Source organism: Paenactinomyces guangxiensis, assembly GCF_016055185.1.
Taxonomy (GTDB): Bacteria; Bacillota; Bacilli; order Thermoactinomycetales; family Thermoactinomycetaceae; genus Paenactinomyces; species Paenactinomyces guangxiensis.
In genome coordinates this window covers 168,575-193,745 of record NZ_JAECVR010000001.1, presented here as the reverse complement: position 1 = coordinate 193,745, position 25,171 = coordinate 168,575, and the positions used below count along the sequence as shown (strand labels likewise).

29 protein-coding genes are annotated in these 25,171 nt (G+C 46.4%); 24 read left to right on the top strand and 5 right to left on the bottom strand.

The window, feature by feature from the left end; all coding sequences use genetic code 11:
• Positions 1 to 117 precede the first annotated feature (117 nt).
• The gene (locus I8U27_RS01015) at positions 118 to 1,650 is read right to left on the bottom strand and encodes a glycine betaine uptake BCCT transporter (RefSeq protein ID WP_181750347.1); all 1,533 of its coding nucleotides are present in this window, start codon (positions 1,648 to 1,650) and stop codon (positions 118 to 120) included.
• A gap of 140 nt (positions 1,651 to 1,790) precedes the next feature.
• On the opposite strand from I8U27_RS01015, the gene cudC reads away from it, so the two are divergent.
• Entirely contained in the window at positions 1,791 to 2,339 is a 549-nt protein-coding gene (gene cudC / locus I8U27_RS01010; RefSeq protein WP_181750348.1) for a choline uptake/conversion transcriptional regulator CudC, read from the top strand.
• 168 nt (positions 2,340 to 2,507) lie between these two features.
• Here the strand turns inward: cudC and proS are convergent, their stop codons facing one another.
• Positions 2,508 to 3,935 carry a proline--tRNA ligase gene (proS, locus tag I8U27_RS01005; protein WP_181750349.1) on the bottom strand — a complete coding sequence of 476 codons (1,428 nt, stop codon included), beginning with the start codon at positions 3,933 to 3,935 and terminating at the stop codon, positions 2,508 to 2,510.
• A 198-nt stretch (positions 3,936 to 4,133) separates the two neighbouring features.
• Here proS and I8U27_RS01000 point away from each other — a divergent pair, with 198 nt between their 5' ends.
• On the top strand, positions 4,134 to 4,586 hold the full coding sequence (locus tag I8U27_RS01000; protein ID WP_181750350.1) for an NUDIX hydrolase: 453 nt from the start codon (positions 4,134 to 4,136) through the stop codon (positions 4,584 to 4,586).
• Positions 4,587 to 4,665: 79 nt separating this feature from the next.
• Positions 4,666 to 5,337, top strand: a complete 672-nt coding sequence (gene deoC, locus I8U27_RS00995) for a deoxyribose-phosphate aldolase (RefSeq protein WP_181750351.1) — start codon at positions 4,666 to 4,668, stop codon at positions 5,335 to 5,337.
• 10 nt (positions 5,338 to 5,347) lie between these two features.
• Here deoC and I8U27_RS00990 read toward each other — a convergent pair whose 3' ends face one another.
• The gene (locus I8U27_RS00990) at positions 5,348 to 6,289 is read right to left on the bottom strand and encodes a Na/Pi cotransporter family protein (RefSeq protein WP_181750352.1); all 942 of its coding nucleotides are present in this window, start codon (positions 6,287 to 6,289) and stop codon (positions 5,348 to 5,350) included.
• A gap of 138 nt (positions 6,290 to 6,427) precedes the next feature.
• Positions 6,428 to 6,793, bottom strand: a complete 366-nt coding sequence (locus tag I8U27_RS00985) for a hypothetical protein (protein ID WP_181750353.1) — start codon at positions 6,791 to 6,793, stop codon at positions 6,428 to 6,430.
• A gap of 147 nt (positions 6,794 to 6,940) precedes the next feature.
• On the opposite strand from I8U27_RS00985, the gene I8U27_RS00980 reads away from it, so the two are divergent.
• From I8U27_RS00980 to I8U27_RS00885, 20 genes are all read left to right on the top strand, one after another.
• A complete protein-coding gene (locus I8U27_RS00980) occupies positions 6,941 to 7,285 on the top strand; it encodes a histidine triad nucleotide-binding protein (RefSeq protein WP_181750354.1) in 345 nt (114 codons plus the stop codon).
• Positions 7,286 to 7,556: 271 nt separating this feature from the next.
• Entirely contained in the window at positions 7,557 to 7,730 is a 174-nt protein-coding gene (gene rpsU, locus I8U27_RS00975) for a 30S ribosomal protein S21 (protein WP_181750355.1), read from the top strand.
• 15 nt (positions 7,731 to 7,745) lie between these two features.
• Positions 7,746 to 8,189, top strand: coding sequence for a GatB/YqeY domain-containing protein (locus I8U27_RS00970; RefSeq protein ID WP_181750356.1), 444 nt, complete (start codon positions 7,746 to 7,748; stop codon positions 8,187 to 8,189).
• Between the two features lie 61 nt (positions 8,190 to 8,250).
• Positions 8,251 to 8,895 carry an NfeD family protein gene (locus I8U27_RS00965; protein ID WP_232345197.1) on the top strand — a complete coding sequence of 215 codons (645 nt, stop codon included), beginning with the start codon at positions 8,251 to 8,253 and terminating at the stop codon, positions 8,893 to 8,895.
• Positions 8,896 to 8,947: 52 nt separating this feature from the next.
• Positions 8,948 to 9,922 carry a flotillin-like protein FloA gene (gene floA / locus I8U27_RS00960; RefSeq protein ID WP_181750358.1) on the top strand — a complete coding sequence of 325 codons (975 nt, stop codon included), beginning with the start codon at positions 8,948 to 8,950 and terminating at the stop codon, positions 9,920 to 9,922.
• A 42-nt stretch (positions 9,923 to 9,964) separates the two neighbouring features.
• The gene (locus I8U27_RS00955; protein ID WP_181750359.1) at positions 9,965 to 10,342 is read left to right on the top strand and encodes a hypothetical protein; all 378 of its coding nucleotides are present in this window, start codon (positions 9,965 to 9,967) and stop codon (positions 10,340 to 10,342) included.
• A 159-nt stretch (positions 10,343 to 10,501) separates the two neighbouring features.
• Positions 10,502 to 10,696, top strand: a complete 195-nt coding sequence (locus I8U27_RS00950; RefSeq protein WP_181750360.1) for an alpha/beta-type small acid-soluble spore protein — start codon at positions 10,502 to 10,504, stop codon at positions 10,694 to 10,696.
• A gap of 172 nt (positions 10,697 to 10,868) precedes the next feature.
• Positions 10,869 to 11,147, top strand: coding sequence for a sporulation protein YqfC (gene yqfC / locus I8U27_RS00945; RefSeq protein ID WP_181750361.1), 279 nt, complete (start codon positions 10,869 to 10,871; stop codon positions 11,145 to 11,147).
• Positions 11,148 to 11,160: 13 nt separating this feature from the next.
• Positions 11,161 to 12,372 carry a sporulation protein YqfD gene (gene yqfD / locus I8U27_RS00940; RefSeq protein ID WP_181750362.1) on the top strand — a complete coding sequence of 404 codons (1,212 nt, stop codon included), beginning with the start codon at positions 11,161 to 11,163 and terminating at the stop codon, positions 12,370 to 12,372.
• 4 nt (positions 12,373 to 12,376) lie between these two features.
• Positions 12,377 to 13,348: a PhoH family protein gene (locus I8U27_RS00935; RefSeq protein WP_181750363.1), complete on the top strand. Its 972-nt coding sequence runs from the start codon at positions 12,377 to 12,379 to the stop codon at positions 13,346 to 13,348.
• A gap of 19 nt (positions 13,349 to 13,367) precedes the next feature.
• Positions 13,368 to 15,530 carry an HD family phosphohydrolase gene (locus tag I8U27_RS00930; protein WP_181750364.1) on the top strand — a complete coding sequence of 721 codons (2,163 nt, stop codon included), beginning with the start codon at positions 13,368 to 13,370 and terminating at the stop codon, positions 15,528 to 15,530.
• Complete coding sequence (ybeY, locus tag I8U27_RS00925; RefSeq protein WP_181750365.1) at positions 15,530 to 16,000, top strand: rRNA maturation RNase YbeY; 471 nt, start codon at positions 15,530 to 15,532, stop codon at positions 15,998 to 16,000. Before I8U27_RS00930 ends, ybeY begins: the two co-directional genes overlap by 1 nt.
• A gap of 13 nt (positions 16,001 to 16,013) precedes the next feature.
• The gene (locus I8U27_RS00920) at positions 16,014 to 16,703 is read left to right on the top strand and encodes a diacylglycerol kinase (protein ID WP_181750366.1); all 690 of its coding nucleotides are present in this window, start codon (positions 16,014 to 16,016) and stop codon (positions 16,701 to 16,703) included.
• A gap of 52 nt (positions 16,704 to 16,755) precedes the next feature.
• The gene (locus I8U27_RS00915; RefSeq protein WP_181750367.1) at positions 16,756 to 17,154 is read left to right on the top strand and encodes a cytidine deaminase; all 399 of its coding nucleotides are present in this window, start codon (positions 16,756 to 16,758) and stop codon (positions 17,152 to 17,154) included.
• The gene (gene era, locus I8U27_RS00910) at positions 17,144 to 18,046 is read left to right on the top strand and encodes a GTPase Era (RefSeq protein ID WP_181750368.1); all 903 of its coding nucleotides are present in this window, start codon (positions 17,144 to 17,146) and stop codon (positions 18,044 to 18,046) included. The genes I8U27_RS00915 and era overlap by 11 nt, the downstream gene beginning before the upstream one ends.
• Before the next feature lie 100 nt (positions 18,047 to 18,146).
• Entirely contained in the window at positions 18,147 to 18,284 is a 138-nt protein-coding gene (locus I8U27_RS00905; protein ID WP_181750369.1) for a YqzL family protein, read from the top strand.
• 15 nt (positions 18,285 to 18,299) lie between these two features.
• Entirely contained in the window at positions 18,300 to 19,049 is a 750-nt protein-coding gene (gene recO / locus I8U27_RS00900; protein WP_181750370.1) for a DNA repair protein RecO, read from the top strand.
• A gap of 344 nt (positions 19,050 to 19,393) precedes the next feature.
• Complete coding sequence (glyQ, locus tag I8U27_RS00895) at positions 19,394 to 20,281, top strand: glycine--tRNA ligase subunit alpha (RefSeq protein WP_181750371.1); 888 nt, start codon at positions 19,394 to 19,396, stop codon at positions 20,279 to 20,281.
• Entirely contained in the window at positions 20,274 to 22,361 is a 2,088-nt protein-coding gene (glyS, locus tag I8U27_RS00890; RefSeq protein ID WP_181750372.1) for a glycine--tRNA ligase subunit beta, read from the top strand. Before glyQ ends, glyS begins: the two co-directional genes overlap by 8 nt.
• A gap of 128 nt (positions 22,362 to 22,489) precedes the next feature.
• Complete coding sequence (locus I8U27_RS00885) at positions 22,490 to 23,029, top strand: GNAT family N-acetyltransferase (RefSeq protein ID WP_181750373.1); 540 nt, start codon at positions 22,490 to 22,492, stop codon at positions 23,027 to 23,029.
• Positions 23,030 to 23,076: 47 nt separating this feature from the next.
• Here the strand turns inward: I8U27_RS00885 and I8U27_RS00880 are convergent, their stop codons facing one another.
• Positions 23,077 to 23,997, bottom strand: coding sequence for a TIM barrel protein (locus I8U27_RS00880; protein WP_181750374.1), 921 nt, complete (start codon positions 23,995 to 23,997; stop codon positions 23,077 to 23,079).
• A gap of 529 nt (positions 23,998 to 24,526) precedes the next feature.
• Here I8U27_RS00880 and I8U27_RS00875 point away from each other — a divergent pair.
• A complete protein-coding gene (locus I8U27_RS00875; RefSeq protein WP_181750554.1) occupies positions 24,527 to 25,165 on the top strand; it encodes a helix-turn-helix transcriptional regulator in 639 nt (212 codons plus the stop codon).
• Positions 25,166 to 25,171 lie beyond the last annotated feature (6 nt).

Genomic DNA, 25,171 nt, shown 5'->3' with positions numbered 1-25,171 from the left:
AATGTGATGATGGAGCCGGGCTTGGCTGTAAGGGTTCTGACCGCTTTCATTTGACACTGGGGTGAATTGATAGAAAAAGAAGACCGATCCGCGTTCATGTGGATCGGTCTTCTTTTATCAATATTGGCCTTTTTTACTTAGTATCAAATCTATAATTTTAAGTCGTTCCCGTTCTTTTTTTTGCTCTTCTTTTATCTCCGTTTTCAAGGATTTTAGTAACGAAAAACACATGAACACCATGATAATTGCAAATGGCAGAGCAGCAACGATAGATGCTTTTTGCAGACCCTGTAAACCTCCGCTGAACAATAAGACAATAGCGATTGCCGATTGCAAAATTCCCCAGATGATCTTTACTCTGGTGGAAGGATTCAGATCACCGTTTGATGAAAACATTCCCAGCACAAATGTTGCCGAATCGGCGGAGGTTATAAAAAATGTAATAATTAACAGCGTAGCCAGCCCCATAATAATCAGTCCGAGAGGCAGGTGGTTGAGGGTGACAAACAGGGCGGAAGTTACATCTTCTTGTGCAGCAGCTGCCAGTTTGAATTTGTCAAATATCTCAAATTTCAAAGCGGTTCCTCCAAATACAGAGAACCATACAAAACTAAATGCACTGGGGATCAATAAAACCCCGAGAATAAACTCCCGAATAGTTCTCCCTTTTGAAACCCTGGCGATAAACGTTCCGACAAAAGGTGCCCAGGCAATCCACCAGGCCCAGTAGAACAGGGTCCAGCTCCCGACCCAGTCTCCCTGGGTAAAGGGGGTGAGCCGCAAGCTCATTTCGACAAGATCTTGTAAGTATCCACCCAAGGTAACGGTAAAGGTATCAAAAATAAAGGAAGTCGGGCCTGCGAACAGAACAAATAATAACAGTGCTAATGCGAGAATGATGTTGAAATTGCTCAGGATCTTAATTCCCTTATCAAGCCCGGTAGTTGCAGAAATCATATAAAGGACCGTCACGATCGCTATGATGATCAGCTGCACCCAAATCGTGTTGGGGGTCCCGGTGAGAATGTTCAATCCCCCATTGATTTGTAAGGTTCCCAGTCCCAGAGATGTGGCAACCCCAAAAACGGTGGCAATAATGGCTAATATATCAATGATCTTGCCAATGGGGCCATTTACTTTGTCCCCCAACAGCGGAGTAAAAGTCCAGCTAATCAATCCTTTATACCCCTTACGAAATTTAAAATAAGCAAGTGCTAATGAAATAATTGTATAGATGGCCCAGGGATGAAGACCCCAATGAAAGAAAGAGTAGCGCATAGCCAATTGGGCAGATCTGGGGGTTCCTCCCGTAGCCCCTTCCGGGGGTGTAAGATAATGTGAGAGTGGCTCGGCAACCCCCCAAAAAACCAGGCCAATCCCCATGCCGGCGCTAAATAGCATGGCAAACCAGCTTAAATTAGAGTATTCCGGTTCATCGTCGTTGGAACCGAGTCTAATTTTTCCATACCTGCTGAATGCCAGATAAAGTGAAAATATGAGAAATCCGAGAGTGGCGATCAGGTAAAACCAGCCGAATTTTTCGATTGTAAAATTAAAGGCTTCATTTGCTGTGCTTGCTAAAACCTCAGGATAGGCAACTCCCCATATGACAAATAGCAAGATAATGGCAATCGATATATAGAAAACCATTTCTCAACCTCCTTGAAATTTTTTAGTGATGAAGGTATGATCATCACAGCTGACGGTTTGTAAAGTTTTTACCGTATGAACTGTATAAAGTATACTAATAATAATTCAATAAATCCACCTTTCGGCGGGAGAGATTAAAAATGAACGGCTTGGAAAGAATTCAAAAAGCGCGGAATCGAGTCATTGAATCAATCGCAAAAAATATGGATCTATACGGAGTGTCCCCATCGATGGGGCGGTTATACGGGATTACTTATTTTAATGACGCTCCTATGACTCTGGAAGAAATGAGCCAGGCGCTGGGGATGAGTAAAACCAGTATGAGCGCGGGTGTAAGGTTTCTGTCTGACTTAAACATGGTAGAAAAAGTATGGGTGAAAGGGCAGCGAAAAGATCTGTACCAGGCCGAACAGGATTGGTATCAAACATTTATTGATTTTTTCTGTATTAAATGGCGCAAAGGGATCGAAATGAATAGAGAAGCGATTCGCAGATCTCTGGTTGAACTGAACCAGGTTGCAAACGATCATGATGTGGAAGAAGAAATAAGGGAGATGGCCGGGAAAGATATACAAAAGTTACATCAGGCTCTCGCTTATTATGAGTGGTTGAGCAGACTTGTGGACAGTTTTGAAACTCATGAGATATTCAATTTTATCCCTAAACCGGATTCTCACCAAAACCCATAATGATCTGATAGGCCGGTTCTTTGCGGATTGTGCTGTTTCAAAAACTGACGAAGTCACCGGAGTCCGGATGGATTGCAGAGGCCGAAAAAGCGGTTATACGAAGCTTTAAAATAGATTTGGACAGCAAAAATGACTCAAGTCAAACCTTGAGTCATTTTTGTGACCGGTCTAATATGATTTTGCGAACCACACAGTATGTTTGGCAGGTTTGCCGCAGACGATACATGCGGGCAAGACCTCCGGCGGATCAAACGGGATGTTGCGGCTTGTTGCTCCAGTCTCTTGTTTGACAGACTTTTCACAGCTGTCTTCTCCGCACCATCCGGCCAGGACAAACCCCCGTCTGTCACGAATGATTTCGGCCATCTCCGTTAAGTGTCGGGCTACATGTGAGTTTGAATCGCGAAAATCTTTTGCTTTGCTGTACATGTTAGACTGAATATCCTGTAACAGGCCGGGTACCCTGTTTAGTAGTTCAGATTCAGGGACAAACAGTTTTTCGCCAGTGTCACGGCGAACGAGAACAACTTGTTCGTTCTGTAAATCACGTGGGCCAATTTCCAGGCGTACCGGAACCCCGCGCAACTCGTACTCATTAAATTTCCACCCCGGGCTTATATCTTCCCGGGCATCAATCTTGACCCGGACCCCTGTCTGGGCCAGCCGGTCACGAAGTTTGTTGGCATATGTGACGACACGTTCCAGTTCTTTCTGGGGACCGATTGGGACGATGATAACCTGGGTGGGAGCAACTTTCGGCGGGAGGGCTAACCCTTTGTCATCCCCGTGCACCATGATAATGGCCCCCAGCATTCGTGTGCTGACGCCCCATGAGGTGGTATATACATATTTGAGCGTATTATCTTTATCCAGATATTTCATGTCAAATGCTCTGGCAAAATTTTGCCCCATGTAATGGGATGTACCTGCCTGGAGAGCTTTTCCGTCTTTCATCATCGCTTCAATCGAATATGTATTGACCGCACCGGCAAATTTCTCCGAAGGGGTTTTCTGGCCGCGGTAAACAGGAATAGCCAATATATTTTCCACGAAGTCAGTATAGAGATCCAGAATCATCAGGGTCTCCTCTTCTGCCTCCGCAGAAGTTGTGTGCGCGGTATGCCCTTCCTGCCATAAAAACTCGCTTGTCCGAAGAAACGGGAGGGTCCGTTTTTCCCAACGAACAACATTTGCCCACTGATTGATCTTGAGCGGCAAATCACGGTAAGATTGAATCCACTCGGCAAACATATGTCCAATGATTGTTTCCGATGTCGGACGGATCGCCAGTCGTTCTTCCAGTTTCTCTCCACCCGCTTCAGTTACCCACGGCAGTTCGGGATTGAAGCCTTCCACATGCTCTTTTTCTTTTTGAAAGAAGCTTTCTGGGATAAACAAAGGGAAATAGGCATTACGGTGGCCTGTTTCCTTAAAGCGGCGGTCCAGTTCCCTTTGGCAGGCTTCCCATAGTTCATATCCGTCCGGCTTGAACACGATGCAGCCGCGAACGGGAGCATAATCCATCAAGTCGGCCCGTTGAATGACATCAATATACCACCGTGAAAAATCTTCGCTTTGGCTTGTGATTTTCTGCATACAGTTTCCCCCTGCGTGAAATGTATATTTTTCCGTAAGTATACCCGATGATAACCACTTTTTAAATCACCCGAGCGAGAAACTCCATAGATTTTGTTATTTTTCACAAACTCAGGCTTTCATCCCCCCATCACTTGTTCCATTTATTTAAAATATGCTATGATCACTTAGCAAGAATAGAAAAAAGGATGGAATCAGATGAAAGAAATATCCGCCGGGGGTGTGGTCTGCCGGAAACGGAACGGTCAGATTCAGGTTTTGCTTATTGAAGACCGATACGGACGATGGACATTACCTAAAGGAAAGAAAGAAGCTGGCGAGTCAGATGAACAGACAGCTTTACGGGAAATAGAAGAAGAAACAGGGATTATAGGTAAAATCATTGAAAAACTGTATACCGCGCACTATGAATACATTCACCGGGATGCCGGCAAAGTCCGCAAAGAAGTTATTTATTTTCTGGTGGAGGCTATTGAAGGAAGAGAGACACCCCAGTTGTCCGAAATTCGCGGATTAAACTGGTGCAGTATGGAAGAGGCACTGCGGTTGCAAAAGGAAAAAGGTTATGATACAAACGATCCGGTGTTCGAAAGGGCGTTTCATCTCTTAAAGAAGAATATTTATCACTGGGATGACAAAAACGAGGGATGAAAATTTACATGCCGGGGAAACAGAATTCTGCCTTCCCTTAAACATATACTTTCACAGAAAAGAGAAAGGAAAATGTGAGATGAATGGGAAAGAGATTGCAGCGTTGATTGATCATACACTGTTAAAACCGGAGGCAACCCGGAAGCAAATTCAGGTATTGTGTGAAGAAGCAAAATCGTATGGGTTTGCCTCTGTTTGTATCAATCCGTACTGGGTAAAAGAAGCAGCCCGGCATTTGGCGGGTACCGAAGTGAAAGTATGTACGGTTGTCGGATTTCCGCTCGGAGCAACAACAAAAGAAGTGAAAGCTTTTGAAACCCGCAATGCGGTGCAAAACGGAGCCACAGAGATTGATATGGTGATGAACATCGGGGCCCTGAAATCCGGTGACCTGACAACTGTCAAAGAAGATATTCAATCCGTTGTGGAAGCTGCAGAGGGAATGACTGTAAAAGTGATCCTGGAAACAGGCCTTTTAAGCAGGGAAGAGATTGTCCGGGCCTGCGAACAGGCAAAAGCAGCAGGTGCCCACTTTGTGAAGACTTCGACCGGTTTCGGTCAGGGAGGCGCTACTGTAGAAGCGGTCGAACTGATGAGAAAAACGGTTGGCCCTGAAATGGGTGTTAAAGCATCCGGCGGGGTTCGTGATCTTCAGACAGCACAGCAGATGATTGATGCCGGTGCCAGCCGGATTGGTGCGAGCGCCAGTGTTGCCATTGTTACGGGTGGACAAGGAACGGGTGTTTATTAAGAACCCGGTTTTATTTCCAGGTGGCTGCTTTATTGGGAATAAGAAAGATAATCCCTCTGGCAAATGCTTCTGAAAATGGCAGTACAATCACCGAACAGATGATATTGAATAAAGTTTGGATATGAGCGATCTGGGCAGCAGCATCAGTGGATAAAACAGGAGCGTACTCACTGATATACGGAATGAGCGGGGCAAATATCCCCACTCCGGCTATGTTGAGCACCAGATGAGAAAGAGCTACCTGTTTGGCGGCCGTATTGGTGTTGATCACTGCCAGCAGTGCGGTTACGCAAGTTCCAATATTGCTCCCAAATACCACGGCGATTGCAAACGGAAGTGAGACCACCCCCGAAGCATAGAAGCCCATGGTGATTGCGATACACGCACTGCTGCTGTGGATCATTGCGGCGAGTAAAGTACCGACGGCAATCCCGGTCCAAATCGGATTCCCGCCGTTTTCCAGCAGCCAGGAAATCCAACCGCGTTCTTTCAACGGGACAGTGATCCACTGCATGGTTTCCATCCCCAGAAAGATACAGCCAAACCCACCGATTACCAGTCCCAGTTGAGCCATATTATTAAATGGCAGGATTCGGAGAACGGCTCCTGCGATGATGAGGGGAATGGCAAAATCCTCTACATTAAGCGCTAAGATTTGTGTGGTTACTGTAGTCCCTATGTTGGTTCCCAGTATAATTCCGATTGACTGGGCAAAGGTGAGAATGCCTGCATTCACGAAACTGATGGTCAAGACAGTTACCGCACTGCTGCTTTGCAGGAACGCAGTTGACACAATTCCGGTGAAAAAACCGCGTACCGGAGTTCGTGTAAATTTAACAAGCCCTTCACGCAGCCGATCCTGTGCCAGCCTTTCCAGGCCGTTGCGCATCAATTGCAATCCAAACATAAAAATGGTCAGCCCTGTAGCAAAAGGGATAATGATGTCTTTCATCCGATCATGCCCCCTCGTATGATTCAGTATATGGGACACAAGGGACAGGCATGACCGGCATCCAAACAAAAAAAGTATCAACGGCTTCAAAAAGAAAGTGAGAAGAAATGGCGCGGAGCTGATTTTTTCGGGACTGGATTAGCTGGTCATGGGTTTTTTCGGCATATAGGGCGGAGCGTCAAAATTGCTAAAGTCGGGGCGGTAAGGTTCAGACCAGCCCGGAAGTGCCCGCGGCCGTTCCTGTTTGGAGCCTGCCGGCTTTCCTGAAACAGGCTTTGGTGAACCAAATACTGCCCATGGTGCATTTGCCGCCTCATCAGGCGTTTGCTGGTGCAGGGGTAACTCCTCCCATTTTTTCTCATGTTGAACAGGTTCTTTTGACCAAACTGCACAGGGCTTTTGGTTGGTCTCCCATTCGTGTTCATCATTTTGATCATTTACGTGCGCCAACTCTTCTTTCAGAATCCGGCGAATGAGATTTCGCAATCGTGCCTCATTTAGCAATGGGTTGCCCCCCTTTACGGCAAATCGTGATATAGTATATGCCGACAAGGGTTTATTGGTGTTGAATGAATAAAACCAGGGTATTGCTCATCCAAATGATGCTTCACGTCTGGTATAATTGGGAATGAAGAATAGGAGGAATAAGGAATGGACAATTGTATCTTTTGTCAGATTGTCGCCGGAAAAATCCCTTCCGAAAAAGTGTATGAAGATGATGATTTGTTCGCGTTTAAAGATATTCATCCTGCTGCACCCACCCACGTGCTGGTCATTCCGAAAAAGCATATCCCTTCCTTAATGGAGCTCAAGGAGGAAGACGAGCGCCTTGCCGGAAAAATTTTACTTGGTGTGCAAAAGGTTGCACGTAAATTGGGATTGCAGGAAAAAGGGTTCCGCGTTGTCAACAATATGGGAGAAGAAGGAGGGCAAACCGTTTATCATATCCATTTCCATCTTCTTGGAGGACGGCATCTTACCTGGCCTCCGGGTTAATTTTTGACATGCTCCCGCGAAATGAGATATAATAAAGTTTGACTGTATTGTCCCAACGGAAGTTCAGGGGATCAGCTACCTGAACAAAAGAGCAACCTGTGCTCTCTCGGGCATCGTTGGAATTATATTTGTCTTCTTATGCAGGTGTTGTGGGTGCTGACCGTCTCCTCTGGGGATAAGGCCGCTGCTTGCGTAAATGTGTGGGTCTTTTCCTTCAAAGTAAGGCCATCGGCCCAAGTGGTCTTACTGACCCGTGGAGGGAGGGAATAGCATGGTCGAAACACGCGTTCGTAAAAATGAATCGTTAGATGCGGCTTTGCGCCGTTTTAAGCGCTCCTGCGCCAAAGACGGAGTGCTTTCTGAAGTGCGGAAGCGCGAGCGTTACGAGAAACCGAGTGTTCGCCGTAAAAAGAAATCGGAAGCCGCTCGTAAAAAGCGTCGGTAGTGAGGTGTCGCACCAGTGAGTCTCGTGAAACAACTGGAACAGGATATGAAGTCTGCTCTTAAGAATAAGGAGAAGACAAAACTGTCCGTGATTCGCATGCTACGTGCCTCCATTAAAAAGGAAGAAATCGACCGTAGGCACGCGCTGAGTGAAGATGATGTGCTGGAAGTGATCATGCGTGAGATCAAACAGCGGAAAGACTCACTAAGCGAATATGAAAAAGCTGGTCGTGAAGAATTGGCACAAAAAGAAAGAGAAGAAATAGAGATTCTGCAAGCGTACCTCCCTGAACAATTGTCAGAGGAAGAAGTTCGGGCTTTGGTACAGCAAGTGATCCAGGAAGTAGGGGCTGCCACCAAAGCAGATATGGGCAGGGTGATGGGTGCCATTATGCCCAGAGTGAAAGGAAAAGCTGATGGCAGGCTGGTCAACCGCCTGGTTCAAGAATCACTCCGCTGACAGCGTGTTTTTTACACGCTGATTTTTTTTAAATGGATAAAATGAGGTGACCAGGTTGGATATGATTGTAAGCATTGTCACCAATCCTTATCTTGTAACCATGCTCATCACCCTTGGACTGATCGGGGTGGGTCTTGAGTTTTTTTCTCCCGGTTTCGGAGTGCCTGGAATCATTGGTTTGGGAGCTTTTGCTCTCTATTTCTTCGGAACGTATATGGCAGGATCGTCCGGATGGGGTACACTGGCTCTCTTTGTGGCCGGGGGCATTTTGCTGATTCTTGAGATATTTGTACTTGCTTTTGGTGTTTTGGGGATCTTAGGGTTTTCCGCTATGGTTGGAGCGATTATTTCAGCCGCTTCAAGTGTTTGGATGGGTGTCGTTTCGCTGGCAATCGGAATTGTTTTAGCAGCACTTATCTTATGGTTGGCAATCAGGCTTTTCGGTTTAAAGCCGTCGTGGAATAAATTGATCCTGCAATCCTCGCAAAAAAATGAGCAAGGATATACTTCCTCAGAAGATCGCCGGGAGCTGCTGGGAAAGATTGGGGTGACCATTACTCCCTTGCGCCCGTCAGGATTTGCAGAATTTGACGGGCAGCGGGAAGACGTTGTGAGTGAGGGAGATATTGTTCCACACGGTGCCAAGGTGAAAGTGATCCGGGTAGAAGGAGCCCGGGTTGTTGTAAGAAAAGTGGAAGATCAGTAAGCGGGTCGTGTATAGTAAAGTGACATAAAATTAAAATTGAGGTGTTATAGGGATGGAAGGAATATTGGGAATTGCCTTTGTTGTTGTTCTGATTGTGATTGCCCTTTCCATTTTATTTACCTTTGTTCCTGTCATGCTGTGGATCAGCGCCATGGCCTCCGGTGTTTATGTCGGCTTGACCACACTGATTGGGATGCGGCTGCGGCGAATTGTTCCGGCCCGCATTGTGAATCCCTTGATTAAGGCGCGCAAAGCAGGATTAGACGTGGATATTTCCCAGCTGGAAACGCATTATCTGGCCGGCGGAAATGTGGATCGTGTTGTTGATGCCTTAATTGCCGCTCAGCGGGCTGACATTGATCTGGTGTTTGAACGTGCTGCGGCGATTGATCTGGCTGGACGTGACGTACTGGAAGCGGTGCAGATGAGCGTCAATCCTAAAGTGATTGAAACTCCGGTTGTGTCAGCAGTCGCAAAAGACGGGATTGAAGTGAAAGTGATTGCCCGGGTAACTGTACGCGCCAACATTGATCGCCTCGTTGGGGGGGCGGGTGAAGAAACAATTATTGCCCGTGTCGGCGAGGGGATCGTAACGACCAACGGTTCAGCCAGCACCCATAAAGAAGTATTGGAAAATCCCGATCTGATCTCCAATACGGTCCTGGCTAAAGGATTAGATGCCGGAACCGCTTTTGAAATTTTATCCATTGATATCGCTGATGTGGATATCGGCAAAAATATTGGGGCGAAACTGCAAACGGATCAAGCGGAAGCAGATAAGCAAATTGCCCAGGCGAAAGCGGAAGAACGCCGGGCTATGGCTGTTGCTCTGGAGCAGGAAATGCGTGCCCGTGTGGAAGAGATGAGAGCTAAAGTTGTTGAAGCGGAAGCCCAGGTTCCACAGGCACTGGCGGATGCGCTTCGTTCCGGTAAAATGGGTGTTATGGATTATTACACATTGCAAAACATGGAAGCAGATACGCGGATGCGCCGCTCTATTGGTGAATCGAATGATGAAGAGAACTAACGGCGGGACCGGAATGAAGGGACCTGCGGGGAGGTGTTCGGCATGGACTGGCTGATCTTTTTCATTATCCTGGCTGTTGTTGGGTGGAAAGTGTTCAAGGGATCAGTCCAAACGACCCAAAAACAGCCTCAATACGTTGCTGACTGGGAAGAGGATTTGGAAGATGATTCAACTGTCTACCACTCATCCCGCCCGATGGTTGCAACAGGCTTTGAGGGTGAAAGAAGAGAAACAGAGATGGACGAACTGCCAGATTCCCGCATTTTGCAAGATCTGTCCGGGGTTCCGGCTAAACAGCCACAACGAAAAAATAAACATCTCAAATTAAATCATAAACAATTCCGCCAGGGAATCATCATGAGAGAAATTTTGGGACCGCCGCGTGCCCGCAGGCCCTATCGGTTTAATTCCTTTCGCTAAAGGAACATACAGTTGGTCCTGAAGCTGCTGACAGAGTTGCTTTAACAACCGTCAGCAGCTTTTTTCTTTGAACACTTTCCTGATCTTAACATGGAAACATATGCGTCTGATAGAACCTTCCGCTTGTTTTCATACTAAGGTTGAGGAGGTGAATGTTATATGCCACGCCGGGCAAATACCAACAGGCTGCTCGTTCCCGGAGCTGCTGCTGTGGTGAACCAGTTTAAAGAGGAAATCGCTGCCGAGTTTGGCGTCAATTTGGGTTCTGATACAACCTCCCGTGCCAACGGTTCTGTAGGCGGAGAAATTACCAAACGCTTCGTTACTCAGGCTCAAAATGAACTGAAACAATGAAGCAGTTTCTGCATAAAAGCGGTATAGCCCGTCCTATACCGCTGTTTCTTTTGACTTTGGCGAACGACCCGCCACGTGAGTGTCTGAGTTTCAATTACATCAATTCCCGCTCGCACATCATAAAACGGACCGATGGAGCATAAGAGTTAGCAAAGGAGATGGGGGGTTGATCATGGGGGGATGGCGGGGGCACATGCGCAAATGGGCTTCTGAATGGTTTGATTTACCACCAGATCTGACAAGTGAAGTTCCCCGGATCGAAATGATTGGTCCATTTCGTCTGCAAGTGGAGAATCACCGCGGGATGTATCACTTTAGTAATCGTGAGATCAAATTGAAGATACATCAAGGTTCCATCATCATTGCCGGGGAAAATTTGATGATCAAAGCCATCTATCCTGAGGTTGTACTGATAGAAGGAACCATTCATGAATTGAGATATGAAAAGTGAGGAGAGGGCAAGGTTGCTGGAGATCCAATGGCCAAATATCCTGAAAGGAAAATTGGAACTGGAATGTTATGGCCCAAATTTGGCTTCGTTTCTAAACCAGACCGTACAAGCCGGCATCTGGGTTGAGAATATTCATTGGGTGGATGAGGGGAAAATCAAATTCACCATCCTGGTACATGACTTTTTTCGCCTTGTGGCACTTATGCGCAGGAATAAAATACGAATGAGAATTGTCAGGAAAGCAGGCGTTCCTTTTCTGGTAAACAGGGTAAAACGGCGGAAAGCTTTTTTGCTGGGTATTATTTTGTTCTTTTTTCTTATTTTTCTCATGAGTTCATTTGTATGGAAAATCCAAATTGTCGGGACAGAACGAATTCCGGAGAAGCATGTACGTACTTTATTGCAAAAAGAAGGCGTTTTTTTTGGACAACTTAAGGCTCGCCTCCCCGAAAGCAAGCAGGTCCAGTATTATTTACTGTCCCGTTTACCCCAGGCTTCCTGGGTAGGATTTCGAATTGAGGGAACCAGAGTGATTGTTACCGTTGTTGAGAAAAAAGGGATTGAATCAACTCCCGAGGCTGAGGACGGGTACGGCCCGGTTGATCTGGTATCGAGAAAGGATGCCCTGGTCTATGATATGCGGGTGGAACAAGGCAATCCGCTGGTGGAAGTTAATGATATGGTGAAAAAAGGGGACGTTCTCGTTTCCGGAAAATACGGAGTCCCTGATGACCCGGAGTCGGGAACCATTGTCGGTGCAAAGGGAAAAGTGCTGGGAGAAGTTTGGTATGAATCTGAAGTGGTTGTTCCGACTGTTCAGAAAAGAAAGGTTTACACCGGTTTTCGGGAAAAAGCAACTGCTGTGTATTTAGGCAGAACGGTGTTGCGAAATCCATTTGGCAACGAACTGCCCTATAAACAATATGAAACTGTGCAGAAAGTAAAATCCATCCAGTTTGGAACATGGAGACTGCCGTTTGGATGGGTTGAGATCGAATATTTGGAAATGAAATGGATACAGAAAAAATTGACCGAACAGGAAGCTGCCAATCTTGGAAAAAGACAAGCAAAGGAGGAATTATTACAAAAGCTGGGTCGGGATGGGCGGATTCTAGAGGAAAAAGTTTTGCACCAACGCGAAGAGAATGGTAAAGTTTATTTGAAAGTACACTTTGATGCCATTGAAAACATAGCGGTTCCACAACCGATTCTGCAAGGAGAATGAACCATTGCAATCAAACGAGAACACGATTAAAATTCGTCTGCGTGATCCTGCGGAAGCACTCAGTTTGTTCGGTCCACACGATGCTTTTCTCAAACATATTGAAGCAAATACCTCAGCCAAGATTGTCTCCCGCGGGGAAGAAGTGATCATCTCCGGCTCAGCGGAAGAATGCGGAGTGTTAAATCACTTATTCCATACCCTGTTATCGTTGATTCGACAGGGCATTCAACTGACGGAGCGTGATGTGCTTTACGCTCAGCGTTTAGCGGCCCAGGGGATTGCAGATGAACTACTGGAACTTTTTCATGAGCAAATTGGAGTCACCCAAAAAGGAAAACCGGTTCGTGTGAAAACACTGGGTCAACGCCATTACGTAACCGCCATAAAAAAAGCCGATATTGTTTTTGGCATCGGCCCTGCCGGAACAGGGAAGACATTTTTAGCAGTGGTAATGGCTGTAACAGCGTTAAAAGAGAATCGTGTCAAACGGATCGTGCTGACCCGTCCGGCAGTGGAAGCAGGTGAAAACTTAGGCTTTTTGCCCGGTGATCTGCAGGAAAAAGTAGACCCGTACCTGAGGCCTCTGTATGACAGTCTCTATTTGATGTTAGGGGTAGAGCAAGTTGCAAAAATGATGGAGCGGGGTTTGATCGAGGTCGCTCCCCTGGCCTATATGAGGGGACGTACGCTTGAAGATTCCTTTGCCATTCTGGATGAAGCACAAAATACGACCCCTGAGCAGATGAAAATGTTTTTAACCCGCCTGGGCTTTGGTTCAAAAATGGTTATTACGGGCGATGTGACCCAGGTGGATTTACCCAGAGGCAAACAATCCGGCTTAAAAGAAGCACAGCGAATCCTGGGCACCGTTCCGGATATTCGTTTTGTCTATCTTGGCCAGGAAGATGTGGTACGGCACACCCTGGTACAAAAAATTATTGATGCTTATGAGAAAGATGCAGCTGCAAAGGATTAAAGCAAGGAGCCGGTTCACCATGAAAGAAAAGATAGAACCGCCATCAAACTGGATTAGAAAAAGATTATTGTCAAATAAATGGGATTCAAGTGTTCGTATCCAACTTCTCCTATACGCGATCTTTGGGGTCGCGTTCTATTTATTGTTGATGAACCATGTCTTTCCGGAACAATACAATATCCAGATCGGCAAACAAAGTCCTGCCACCATTGTCTCACCCATTACCAAAGTGGATGAATATGCGACGGAGGAAGCAAAAACTCAAGCTGCCAAAGCAGTGGAAAGGCAATATACCAAAGATGATACATTGACGAATGAACAAATTAATCATATTGATCATTTTTTTGCAGAAGTCCGAAAAATAATAACCAATCCATCTGATACAAATGAGGAAAAAATTACAAAAATAAAGGGAACTCTCGAAAAAAAGCCGTCTAATGATTTTTCTCCGGAATTTTATCAAAATCTGGTAAGCAGGTCCCCTGATCAATTGACGGAGATTCGTTTAAAAACAAGAGAGATTGTATACGATATCTTGCAAGAAGGAGTACGTAAGGAGGAGCTTGAGGAAAAGAGAAAGTCCGTTGACCGTGATCTGGTCACGTCTCTCCTGGACAGCGATGCGCTTGACGGCCCTTCAAGATCAGTGGTACGCGAGCTGGCTAAACAGAGCATTATTCCAAATGAAGTGTATGATGAAAAGAAAACAGAGCAATTGCGGGATGCTGCCCGTGACGCTGTCAAAGCGATCCCAATTAATAAAGGGCAGATTATTGTCTCCAAGGATGAAGTTGTCACCAAGGATCAATACCGAAAGCTCGAGCAATTGGGACTTCTTCGCAAAAAAACTAATATTTTCCCTTATCTTGGGCTGGCCATTCTAATCTTGCTTCTGCTTGCGATGTTGTTTTATTATGTGCGCCGCTTCCACTTTAACTTGTTTAAAAATAATGTTAATCTGATCCTGCTGTTTTCCGTACTTCTCCTCACATTACTGGGGATGAAGTTTATCGCATTGGGACAGAATCTGGAATGGAATACGATTGGTTATTTGGCTCCCGTCGGTTTGGGAACGATGCTGATCACTTTGCTTCTAAATATTGAATTGGCACTTGGTTGTGTCATATTATTGGCGATTTCGGCCAGTGTTTTTTATAACGGCGATTCACATAATCTGTTCAATTTCCATTATGGAATGGTCGCTTTGGTAAGCGGTGCGGCCAGTGCTTTTGCGTTGGCAGGTGTTCGGAAGCGAAGCTCGATTCTCAAGGCTGGGGCTATTTCATCGGCGGCGAGCATCATCCCGATTGTAAGTTTGTACTTCCTGGCTCCTGCCGAGGGAACCTGGAAAGATTTACTGCAATCAGTCTCTTTTGGAATTCTGAGCGGCATTTTTTCAGCAGTGCTTACCATCGGATTCCTTCCGTACTTTGAAACCCTGTTTGGAATCTTATCTCCCTTGCGCCTGTTGGAGTTAAGCAATCCTAACCATCCATTGCTGAGAAAGCTGTTAATTGAAACACCCGGTACCTACCATCATTCAGTCATTGTTGCCAATTTGGCAGAAGCTGCTGCGGAGGCGATCGGTGCCGACGGTCTCCTGGCAAGGGTGGGAGCTTATTATCATGATCTGGGAAAAACGAAACGACCCCAATTTTTTATCGAAAACCAGCTTTACAGGGAAAACCCGCATGATAAAATATCTCCGAATCTCAGTAAAACGATTATTATTTCCCATCCGCGTGACGGTGTAGAGCTGCTCAGGCAATACAGGATTCCCGAACCTATTCAGGATATTGCCGCCCAACACCACGGTACCACCTTGCTCAAGTACTTTTACTATAAAGCGCTTAGCCAGCAAAAAGATGGGGCGCAGGTTCTGGAAGAGGATTATCGCTATCCCGGTCCCAAAGCACAGTTTAAGGAAGCGGCGATTGTGGGAATAGCCGATTGCGTGGAAGCGGCGGTGCGTTCGTTATCACGCCCGACCCCGTCGCGCATTGAGAACATGGTCCGCAAGATTATTCGCGACCGGCTTGAAGACGGGCAATTTAATGAGTGTGATCTTACCTTTAAAGAATTAGATTTAATTGCTAAATCGATGTGCGAAACATTAAAAGGAATTTTTCATTCCCGCATTGAATATCCAGAAGAACCGGCAATTAAAGGGGTCAAACACTGATGAGCTTAAAATTGGATCTGCAGTTAAAAGTGGAAGTGACTGATGAGGAGCAAAAAGCGATGGAATGGATTAAAAAATGTCTCCGCGCTGCAGCAGAAAGTGAAGAGCTCCCGCCGGTGGAAGTCGCAGTCACCATCGTGGATAATCCAGCCATACAACAGATAAATAAAGAATACCGCGAGATGGATCGCCCCACAGATGTTCTTTCTTTTCCCCTGTGGGAGCCTGACGAAGAATGGGTGCTCTCGGAAGAGGAGGATGCTGTTCCGCTCGGGGATATTGTCATCTCTTTTCCCAAAGCAAAAGAACAGGCGAAAGAATATGGCCATTCTTTGGAACGGGAGTTGGGGTTCTTAGCGGTTCATGGATTTTTGCATTTGCTTGGATATGATCACGAGACCATGGAAGAAGAAAAAGAGATGTTTCACAGGCAGGAGGAGATTTTAGGCCGGATCGGTCTCCAAAGGTAGGGGAGTCTTACTTATGTGGGTGACCAAAGTACTGCGCAGTTTTCGCTATGCTCTCGAAGGATTAAAATATACAGTAGTCACCCAGCGCAATATGCGCATTCACTTTTTGACCGCGCTGGGTGTACTGCTTCTCAGTCTGTACCTCCCAATGAATAAAACGGAGGTACTTGTGTTATTTGTAACCATCGCGCTGGTTTTGTTTGCTGAACTGATCAATACTGCTGTGGAAGCTGTGGTCGATATGGTTACTGAGGAATACCATCCGTTGGCGAAAGTAGCCAAAGACGTGGCAGCAGGTGCTGTTTTGTTGACCGCCGGGCTTGCGGTGATCATTGGGATCAGCGTTTTTTACCCCTACATCAATTCATTGTTTACGGGGCTGACCGGTAACTCGTCCTATCCGGCCAATATCGGGCTCGCAGCAATTATTGCTTTTGATTTCTTTTTGACCTTAATGCTGAAAGCCTGGTTTCACCGCATGGGCAAAACTGAATGGGAACCCAGTATGACAACCTCAATGGCCTTTTGTGTCGCCGCGTTAATTGTGTTTGTGATCGGTAACCTGCTTGTCACACTTCTTGTTTACTTCCTGGCTGCATTGATCGTAGGTACGCGTATTCGCCTGCGGCCAAAACGCTTTCCCATTTTCCTGGGTATGATTCTCGGCACACTGGTAGCTGTCATCGGAGTGCAATTATTGTAATGAACTCAAGCCATCATTATAATAGTAAAACCAGCCAAAAGGGGAGGATCAGATGAAAGAACTGATTGAAGCAGCGATGCAAGCGCGGAAAAAAGCGTATGTTCCATATTCCAATTTTCCGGTAGGAGCGGCTCTGCTCACTAAAGATGGCCGCATCATCCAGGGATGCAATATTGAAAATGCTTCTTATGGATTAACGAACTGTGCAGAGCGGACAGCTCTTTTTAAGGCTGTTTCAGAAGGGGACAACAGCCATTTCCGGGGCCTTGCCGTTGTCGCCGATACCCCGGGCCCGATTCCTCCCTGTGGAGCATGCAGACAGGTATTAGTGGAATTCTGTCCCTGGGATATGAAAGTTTGGTTAGCCAATCTGCGTGGTGATATCACAGAAACAACGGTAACTCAATTGTTACCGGGGGCTTTTCATAAGGGGGATATGCATGCAGAGTAATTATCATTCAGGTTTTGTCGCACTGATCGGCAGACCCAATGTGGGGAAATCAACATTGATGAACCATATTGTGGGTCAAAAAGTCGCGATCATGTCAGATAAGCCCCAGACCACACGAAATAAAATTCGCGGTGTCTACACGGACGATCAGGGCCAGATCATTTTCCTTGACACACCGGGGATACATAAGCCACACTCCAAATTGGGGGAATGGCTTGTAAAAACGGCACAGGATGCGCTGGAGGAAGTAGATCTGGTATTATTTCTGGTGGACGCGGCTGAAGGAATGGGGGCAGGAGACCGCTTTATTATAGACAACCTGAAGCAGGTGAACACGCCCGTTTTTTTGATCGTCAATAAAATTGACCGGGTTCATCCCGATGAATTGCTGCCGCTCATCGACCAATATCGCCATCTCTACTCCTTTGCCGAAGTGGTTCCCATCTCCGCCTTGCAGGGCAATAATACTTCAACGCTGATCCGGTTGATTATGGATCGATTGCCGGAAGGGCCTCAATACTACCCGTCTGATCAAGTGACTGACCATCCCGAACGTTTTATCGTCGGTGAGTTGATCCGGGAGAAAGTTTTACAGTTGACCAGGGAAGAAATCCCTCATTCGGTCGCGGTAGTGGTTGAGGAGATGAAATTGCGTGAGGACAAAGACCTGATCGATATTCGTGCCACCATCTTTACTGAGAGACCCTCGCAGAAAGGAATTTTAATCGGTAAAAAAGGCGCCCTGCTCAAAGAAGTAGGAAAACGTGCCAGGGAAGAAATGGAGCGGTTGTTGGGAAGCCGCATCTTTTTGGACTTATGGGTCAAAGTGAAAAAAGACTGGCGGAATGAAGAGATGATGCTGCGGCAGTTTGGATACAATGATGAGCAATAAATGCCTGGTAATGATGTTAATTTTTCCATCTCATACTCCTGTGCCCAACAGGTCATCCTAATGGTTGTAGAAACGGGTTCAGCTGAAAGGATGATGCTGGTTGCGCAATTTCATTTGGAGTTGTTTTCGGGTAACTGGCAATATCGAAGCCTATTTGTTGTACAAAGAGTTTGAAGTGCTTAAAGGAAATGGGCGTGAAAGAGACCGCCAGGAGGGAGAAGAGGAAGAAAACGATTGAGGAAAGGACACTCGTATGTTGCACAAAGTAGAAGGGATTGTCCTGAAAGCAAAGGATTATGGGGAGAGTCATCAAATCGTCCTCATCTTTACTGAGTACCAGGGGAAAATCGCTGTTATGGCCCGCGGTTCCAAAAAGACGAAAAGCCGTTTTGGGGCTGTGACGGAACCTTTTACACAGGCCCATTTTGTTTGGTTTTCCGGAGGGAGCGGAATGGGGACTTTATCACAGGCCGACCTGATTCACTCCCGCCGCCTGATCCGATCTGATCTGCTGCTCACCGCTTATGGGGCTTACTGGTTGGATTTGATCGACAAGTGTACAGAGGAAAAAGAGCCGAACCCCCCTCTGTACCGTTTTTTGGCTTCAGCTCTCGATAAGTTGGAAAACGGTACAGATCCGGATATTTTAACAAGAATTGTTGAACTGAGGGTGATGGGGGTATCAGGGGTTCAACCCGTTTTGCACCATTGTGTCAATTGCCGCTCAAACCGCCGCCCTGTCTCATTTAGTGTTAGTCAGGGCGGATTTTTGTGTGCCGATTGTCAGTCTGTCGACCGGGACGCATTTCCAATCTCAGAAGCAAGTGCGAGAATTTTGCCGCTGCTTTCCCGGATTGAACTGGATCGGCTTGGCGAAATAAAGGTTAAACCGGAAACGAAAGAACAGTTGGAAAGAATGAATCATGCGTTTATGGATGAATATTTACCTTTTCATTTAAAGTCACGGGAGATTTTGAACCAGATTCGGCAAAATTGGGTATAAACATGTATTGACAATGGTTTTTATCTTTGCTATATCTTTTCTATATAATGTTGAAGGAGCAGAGCGGGTAAAGCTTTGCGAAGCGTGATGAGAGAAAAGAGTAACCAGGAAATCCGTTTGTAAAGCGAGTCAGGGAGGGTGGAAGCCTGATCACGGCTCCTGGTGAAAGGGCAATTCTTGAGCGCGAAAATTGAACAGTGAAGAGGGCTAACTATTTTAGCCAAATAGGGTGGAACCGCGGGAACAACCTCTCGTCCCTATGACTGAAGCGTCCTTGCTTTACGCGAAACGCTGTCATATGGATGAGAGGTTTTTTGCTGAAAAATGATGGAGGTGTGATAGATATGAATTTGCAACAGATGATTTGGAAGTTGCAAGAATTCTGGTCCGGCCAGGGATGTATTTTGGTACAGCCTTATGATGTGGAAAAAGGGGCAGGAACATTAAATCCGATGACTTTCTTGCGGGCGCTCGGCCCCGAGCCGTGGAAAGTGGCTTATGTAGAGCCTTGCCGCCGCCCGGCTGACGGACGATATGGTGAAAACCCGAACCGCCTCTACCAGCATCATCAATTTCAAGTGATTTTAAAGCCTTCTCCTGATCACATTCAGGAAATTTACCTGGACAGTCTCCGTGCTTTAGGGATTGATCCTCAGAAGCATGACATTCGCTTTGTAGAGGATAACTGGGAAAATCCCACTTTCGGTGCAGCCGGTCTGGGATGGGAAGTATGGCTGGATGGAATGGAAGTCACTCAATTTACCTACTTTCAGCAAGTGGGAAGCCTTGAAGTAGATCCTGTTTCGGTAGAATTGACCTATGGCTTGGAACGGCTTGCCTCCTACATCCAGGAGAAAGAAAATGTGTTTGACCTGATCTGGATTGACGATGTAAAGTACGGGGATGTATTTAGCCAGCCTGAATACGAGCATTCTAAATATACTTTTGAGTTGTCAGACAAAGATCTGCTCTTCCGTCTTTTTGATGCCTATGAAAGAGAAGCGGAGCGGGCGCTCGATGAAAATCTTGTTTTTCCCTCCTATGATTATGTATTGAAATGCTCTCACACTTTTAACCAGTTGGAAGCGCGCGGAGCGATCAGTGTGACTGAAAGGACAGGGTATATCTCCCGGGTGAGGAATCTGGCACGCAGAATGGCCAAAACATTTGTGGAAGAACGTAAAAAACTAGGTTATCCATTGCTGAAACAAGGAGGGGGAAACGATGAATAAACAGGATCTGTTGATCGAAATCGGATGTGAAGAAATCCCGGCCCGCTTTGTTGAAGGTGCGGTGGAACAGCTGGGTGAAAAGCTGTCCGAATGGCTCACTTCCCGCCGGATTTCTTTTGACGCATACCAAACCTACGCCACTCCCCGGCGTTTAGCTGTGCTTGTCAGCAGTGTGGCAGAACGGCAAGAGGATATCAATGAAGAAGTGAAAGGCCCGGCGGCGCGCATTGCACAAACCCCGGATGCCGGCTGGAGTAAAGCTGCAGAAGGATTTGCCCGCAAGCAGGGGGTTTCCGTGGAACAGCTGCAATTGAAAGAGTTTAAGGGAGAAACTTATGTGTTTGCACAGGTTCACCACCCCGGGGAAAAAACGGTAAATGAACTGAGTCGGGGTCTTTCCGAAGTTTTTCAAGGATTGCATTTTCCCAAAACGATGCGATGGGGAAGTAATCGCACTCGCTTTATCCGTCCCGTTCGCTGGCTGGTTTGCCTGTTTGGAGCAGAAACCATTCCTGTTCAGTGGGCAGGGATTCAAGCCGGCAATCTCACCCGGGGACATCGTTTTCTGGGAACTGAAATTGCCATTTCCTCTCCTGACCAGTATGTGGAACAACTGCGCGAGCAATATGTGATCGCCGATATCAAAGAAAGGAGAGACCTGGTCTTAAGCCAGTTGCGGCAGCTGGAGGAGAAAAATAACTGGCAGATTCCCGTTGACCCCGCTTTGTTGAAAGAAGTGGTTCATCTTGTCGAATATCCAACAGTGCTCAGCGGGTCATTTAACGAAGAGTTTCTCTCATTGCCAAAAGCAGTGTTAATCACAACGATGAAGGAACATCAGCGTTATTTTCCGGTAGAAACCAAAGAAGGAACACTTTTGCCTTTCTTTGTCACCGTTCGCAACGGAAATGATCAGGAGCTTGAATTAGTGGCCAGAGGAAATGAAAAAGTTCTCCGCGCCCGTCTTGCCGATGCCCGTTTCTTCTATGAGGAAGACTTAAAACTTTCCATTGAAACAGCGGTGGCAAAATTGGATCAAATCGTCTACCAGGAAGAACTTGGTTCGATGGGAGACAGAGTACGCCGCATTCAGGCGATTGCCCTGAAACTGGGACAACAACTTCAACTGAACCCACAGGAGATGAAGTTGTTGGAAAGAGGGGCACGGATCTGCAAGTTTGACCTGTCGACACAAATGGTAGGAGAGTTTCCCGAGCTGGAAGGATGGATGGGGCGTGACTACGCGCGGCATGCCGGAGAACCGGATCTGGTCGCAGAAGCTGTGTACCAGCACCACTTGCCGCGCTCTGCCGGGGATGAATTGCCACAAACCACCATTGGGGTACTCATTTCCCTTGCAGATAAAATCGATACAATCGCCTCGAGCTTTGGCATCGGCATTCAGCCGACAGGTTCCCAGGACCCATACGGCCTGCGCCGCAGAGCAGCCGGCATTGTGCAAATTTTACTCCAGGACAAATGGTCTTCAGTGTCTCTGGAAAACCTGTGGCAACTGGCGTTAAATCAGTTGGAAAAAGCCGCTCTCTTAAAAGTGGAGAAGGATGAAGCGGAGAGAGATCTCTTCCGGTTCTTTGCCAACCGGCTGAAAGCGGTGTTGCAGGAAGAAAACATTCGTTATGATGTGATTGATGCGGTACTCGCCGCAGGGATCAATGCCCCTTCTTTCGTGTTGAAAAAAGCCCGCGTCTTGATGGATCAAGTTGATCGTGAAATGTTCAAACATGAAGTTGAAGGGTTTACCCGGGCTGCAAACTTAGCTGCTAAAGCGGGTGATGTGGAGCTGTATAAACCGGCTCTGATCCAACCGGCGGAACGGGCCTTAGTCCGTGCTTTAGACGAAGCAACCTCACAATTGAACACCGCCCAGATCAACGAAGACCCGCTGGGGATGTACCATGCAATCGCCCGTATGGTTCCGCAAATCCACCATTTTTTTGATGAAGTAATGGTGATGGTCGAAGATCGCCAGGTTCGCAACAACAGGCTTGCCCTGCTAAAAGAGATTACACGACTTGTCAAGCAGTTTGCTGCTTTTGAGTTGATCGTATTTCCTTCTTAAAACGGAATAAAGGCGTGCAAACAGATCACTTGCACGCCTTATTTTTTAAGAATGTCTGGCAAAAAGCAATGGAAAAATCTATTTTATAAAAAGAGAAGTATAACTGTATTCAGAAACAGGGGGTCGCTATGTTCAAAGTAAGAATTGATGATGAAATCTCGCTTATGTTGTTACAGGAAAAAGACGCCGGGAAAATTTTCAAGGTTGTAGATAGTTGCAGGAATTATTTGCGTGAATGGCTGCCCTGGGTGGATGATATGAAGTCGGAAGAAGACTACCTTCCCGTTATAAAGATGTGGCTGAAGCAATTTGCAGAAAATGAAGGCTTTCAGGCCGCTATTCTTTACAAGAATGAGATTGTTGGTATGATCGGCTTTCATCATATAGATTGGAGAAATTCCAACACCTCGATCGGATACTGGCTGGCTGAAAAATTTCAGGGGAAAGGAATTATGACCCGGGCCTGCAAAGAAATGGTAAGGATCGCCTTTGAAGAATATCAGTTAAATCGTGTGGAAATCCGCTGCGGTGAGAAGAATGAGAAAAGCAGAGCCATTCCGGAACGGCTGGGCTTCAGACAGGAAGGAATCATCAGGGATGGAGAAAATTTGTACGGCCATTTTCACAATAGTCTTGTATACGGGCTTACGAGGAAGGATATAAGGTAAAGAAAGGAAGCTTGGACATGCAAATCCAGGCTTCCTTCCTTGCTTCTTTAACTTCTTTTCAAGTCATGCAGCGTCTGCAACATCTGCTTTAACTCATCTTTTGTCCGGCCAGCAGCTATGGAAATCGGCACCTGATCATCCGCCTGTTCGGCAAAGCTGATTAGTTCTTCGTAAGCGGACGAAGGAAACGGGATATGACAGGTTTGGGGAGTATCCCCCCAGCTGATTGCGTAAGAAAGGCGGATTAGTGCAACGTGGGGTTTTATCTCTTTATAAAAGTCAATCCATGTTTTGGTTGAGCTTAAAATTTCTTTCTCCGTGGCAGCTGCAAACATGCTGCGTGAGCGATGCATATAGGTTAACACATTTGATGTAATGCGGGCATGAGCTGTGTCAAAGCAGATTTTGGCTTCGGTGGCTTCAACGATCTGCAACAGGTGGCGCGGAGTGCGCAGGGCGGGGTAGATGGTTGACTGTCCAGGTTCAAAATAAGCGTGTCCCCCGACTGGCGTGTTTTCAATTAACAACTGTATGCCTCGATCTTTTGCCAGTTTCCCCAGTTGTTGGATCTGGGAAATCATGCGCTCTACATACTGTGTTTTAAAATCGTGCAGGGCATTAAAATCGGCAGGTCTCGCATCTAAGTATTCAAAAATAGCGCCCAGGGGAACGGCAGCCCCGTGGCAAATGATATGTCGATGTTCAGTATCGAGCACTGGATCTATCGTTTCGAACCAGTACTTCCACTCATCAACGGAGAATGAGGAGGTTCCTAACCCCAGATAATTCGGCATCCGAAAAGCAATCGGGGTTACTTTGCCAAGTTTCAGCATCTCGCTCAGCTCAGTGGCTGTGTACCGGTCTTCCGGCAGTTGCAGTTCCACTCTATTGATTCCTTCATCGGCAATCTGGTGCAGACGATGAAGATCAAGCGGACTGGTTATTGAAACAGGGTTTGAAAACAGCATTATGGTTCCTCCAATGTACAAGTCTTCTTTTTCATTTTATCATTTTTGCACCGATTCATCCCCCATCTTCTATAAGTGGAGGATGCATCGGCTTGTCACGAGGGAGGGTTCAATCTTCTCACAAGTCCAACATTTTTTATGTAAAACCAATTTACAAACATGTGTTCCTTTGTTGATGTTTTACCTTGGGTTGCTCTTTGAAAAGTGGATAGCATATGGGGTTGTTGTGCAAGCCAACCATCTTGCATGTAAAATGCTATGTGTACCAATAGGGTAGAAGAGATTACCCAAGAATCCCCCACCTCAAGTGTTAGCCAGGTGGTGGGAGTGTCAAAGAAAAGGTCTGTAAAATCATAGTCTCCTCTGGTATTTTTCAGAACAACCATCTTTTCGTTCACCAGCACTTTCATAGAAAAAACAGTTGCAGAGATGGGTGTAAAAGATATAGTATATACTAAATAGGGTATTTTGATTAAAAGTATGACACATTTTATAAAAGACCTTCAGTTACTATGGGAGGTGTGACAAAATCGAGCTTTCCAAGCGCCAAGAGAAAATCCTGGAGATTGTAAAAGCAGAGGGACCGATCACCGGCGAACAGATTGCGGAAAAATTAAAATTGACGCGTGCCACTCTGCGCCCGGATCTGGCTATTTTAACGATGGCCGGATTCTTGGATGCCCGACCGCGGGTGGGTTACTTTTATTCAGGAAAAACAGCCAATCAGCTGCTGGGTGAACACATCCGTAATTTATATGTAAAAGAGTATAAATCATTGCCGATTGTAGTAAAAGAAGAGACTTCGGTATATGATGCGATCTGCACCATGTTTTTGGAAGATGTCGGTTCGCTCTATGTCATCAAAAAAGAAGGGCAGCTGTCCGGAGTGATCTCAAGAAAAGATCTGTTACAAGCGGCGATGGGAAAGCAAGATCTCTCATCTGTTCCGGTTGGAGTGATCATGACCCGGATGCCCAATATCATTACTTGCCGTCCGGAAGATACGTTGTATCATGCCGCCTTACAAATGATGAGACACCAGGTGGATTCACTGCCGGTTGTAAGAGATTTTCCGGAAAGCCCCGGAGATCTGGAGATTATAGGACGTATCAGTAAAACCACCATAGTAAAGGCTTTTGTCGAACTTGGACAAAACGTCAAGATGTAAGGGGAG

Excerpts from the sequence above, each read along its gene's own strand:
- I8U27_RS01015 (WP_181750347.1), bottom strand. The coding sequence starts at position 1,650 with ATGGTTTTCTATATATCGATTGCCATTATCTTGCTATTTGTCATATGG.
- cudC (WP_181750348.1), top strand. The coding sequence starts at position 1,791 with ATGAACGGCTTGGAAAGAATTCAAAAAGCGCGGAATCGAGTCATTGAA.
- proS (WP_181750349.1), bottom strand. The coding sequence starts at position 3,935 with ATGCAGAAAATCACAAGCCAAAGCGAAGATTTTTCACGGTGGTATATT.
- I8U27_RS01000 (WP_181750350.1), top strand. The coding sequence starts at position 4,134 with ATGAAAGAAATATCCGCCGGGGGTGTGGTCTGCCGGAAACGGAACGGT.
- deoC (WP_181750351.1), top strand. The coding sequence starts at position 4,666 with ATGAATGGGAAAGAGATTGCAGCGTTGATTGATCATACACTGTTAAAA.
- I8U27_RS00990 (WP_181750352.1), bottom strand. The coding sequence starts at position 6,289 with ATGAAAGACATCATTATCCCTTTTGCTACAGGGCTGACCATTTTTATG.
- I8U27_RS00980 (WP_181750354.1), top strand. The coding sequence starts at position 6,941 with ATGGACAATTGTATCTTTTGTCAGATTGTCGCCGGAAAAATCCCTTCC.
- rpsU (WP_181750355.1), top strand. The coding sequence starts at position 7,557 with ATGGTCGAAACACGCGTTCGTAAAAATGAATCGTTAGATGCGGCTTTG.
- I8U27_RS00965 (WP_232345197.1), top strand. The coding sequence starts at position 8,251 with ATGATTGTAAGCATTGTCACCAATCCTTATCTTGTAACCATGCTCATC.
- floA (WP_181750358.1), top strand. The coding sequence starts at position 8,948 with ATGGAAGGAATATTGGGAATTGCCTTTGTTGTTGTTCTGATTGTGATT.
- I8U27_RS00955 (WP_181750359.1), top strand. The coding sequence starts at position 9,965 with ATGGACTGGCTGATCTTTTTCATTATCCTGGCTGTTGTTGGGTGGAAA.
- I8U27_RS00950 (WP_181750360.1), top strand. The coding sequence starts at position 10,502 with ATGCCACGCCGGGCAAATACCAACAGGCTGCTCGTTCCCGGAGCTGCT.
- yqfC (WP_181750361.1), top strand. The coding sequence starts at position 10,869 with ATGGGGGGATGGCGGGGGCACATGCGCAAATGGGCTTCTGAATGGTTT.
- I8U27_RS00930 (WP_181750364.1), top strand. The coding sequence starts at position 13,368 with ATGAAAGAAAAGATAGAACCGCCATCAAACTGGATTAGAAAAAGATTA.
- ybeY (WP_181750365.1), top strand. The coding sequence starts at position 15,530 with ATGAGCTTAAAATTGGATCTGCAGTTAAAAGTGGAAGTGACTGATGAG.
- I8U27_RS00920 (WP_181750366.1), top strand. The coding sequence starts at position 16,014 with ATGTGGGTGACCAAAGTACTGCGCAGTTTTCGCTATGCTCTCGAAGGA.
- I8U27_RS00915 (WP_181750367.1), top strand. The coding sequence starts at position 16,756 with ATGAAAGAACTGATTGAAGCAGCGATGCAAGCGCGGAAAAAAGCGTAT.
- era (WP_181750368.1), top strand. The coding sequence starts at position 17,144 with ATGCAGAGTAATTATCATTCAGGTTTTGTCGCACTGATCGGCAGACCC.
- recO (WP_181750370.1), top strand. The coding sequence starts at position 18,300 with ATGTTGCACAAAGTAGAAGGGATTGTCCTGAAAGCAAAGGATTATGGG.
- glyQ (WP_181750371.1), top strand. The coding sequence starts at position 19,394 with ATGAATTTGCAACAGATGATTTGGAAGTTGCAAGAATTCTGGTCCGGC.
- glyS (WP_181750372.1), top strand. The coding sequence starts at position 20,274 with ATGAATAAACAGGATCTGTTGATCGAAATCGGATGTGAAGAAATCCCG.
- I8U27_RS00885 (WP_181750373.1), top strand. The coding sequence starts at position 22,490 with ATGTTCAAAGTAAGAATTGATGATGAAATCTCGCTTATGTTGTTACAG.
- I8U27_RS00880 (WP_181750374.1), bottom strand. The coding sequence starts at position 23,997 with ATGCTGTTTTCAAACCCTGTTTCAATAACCAGTCCGCTTGATCTTCAT.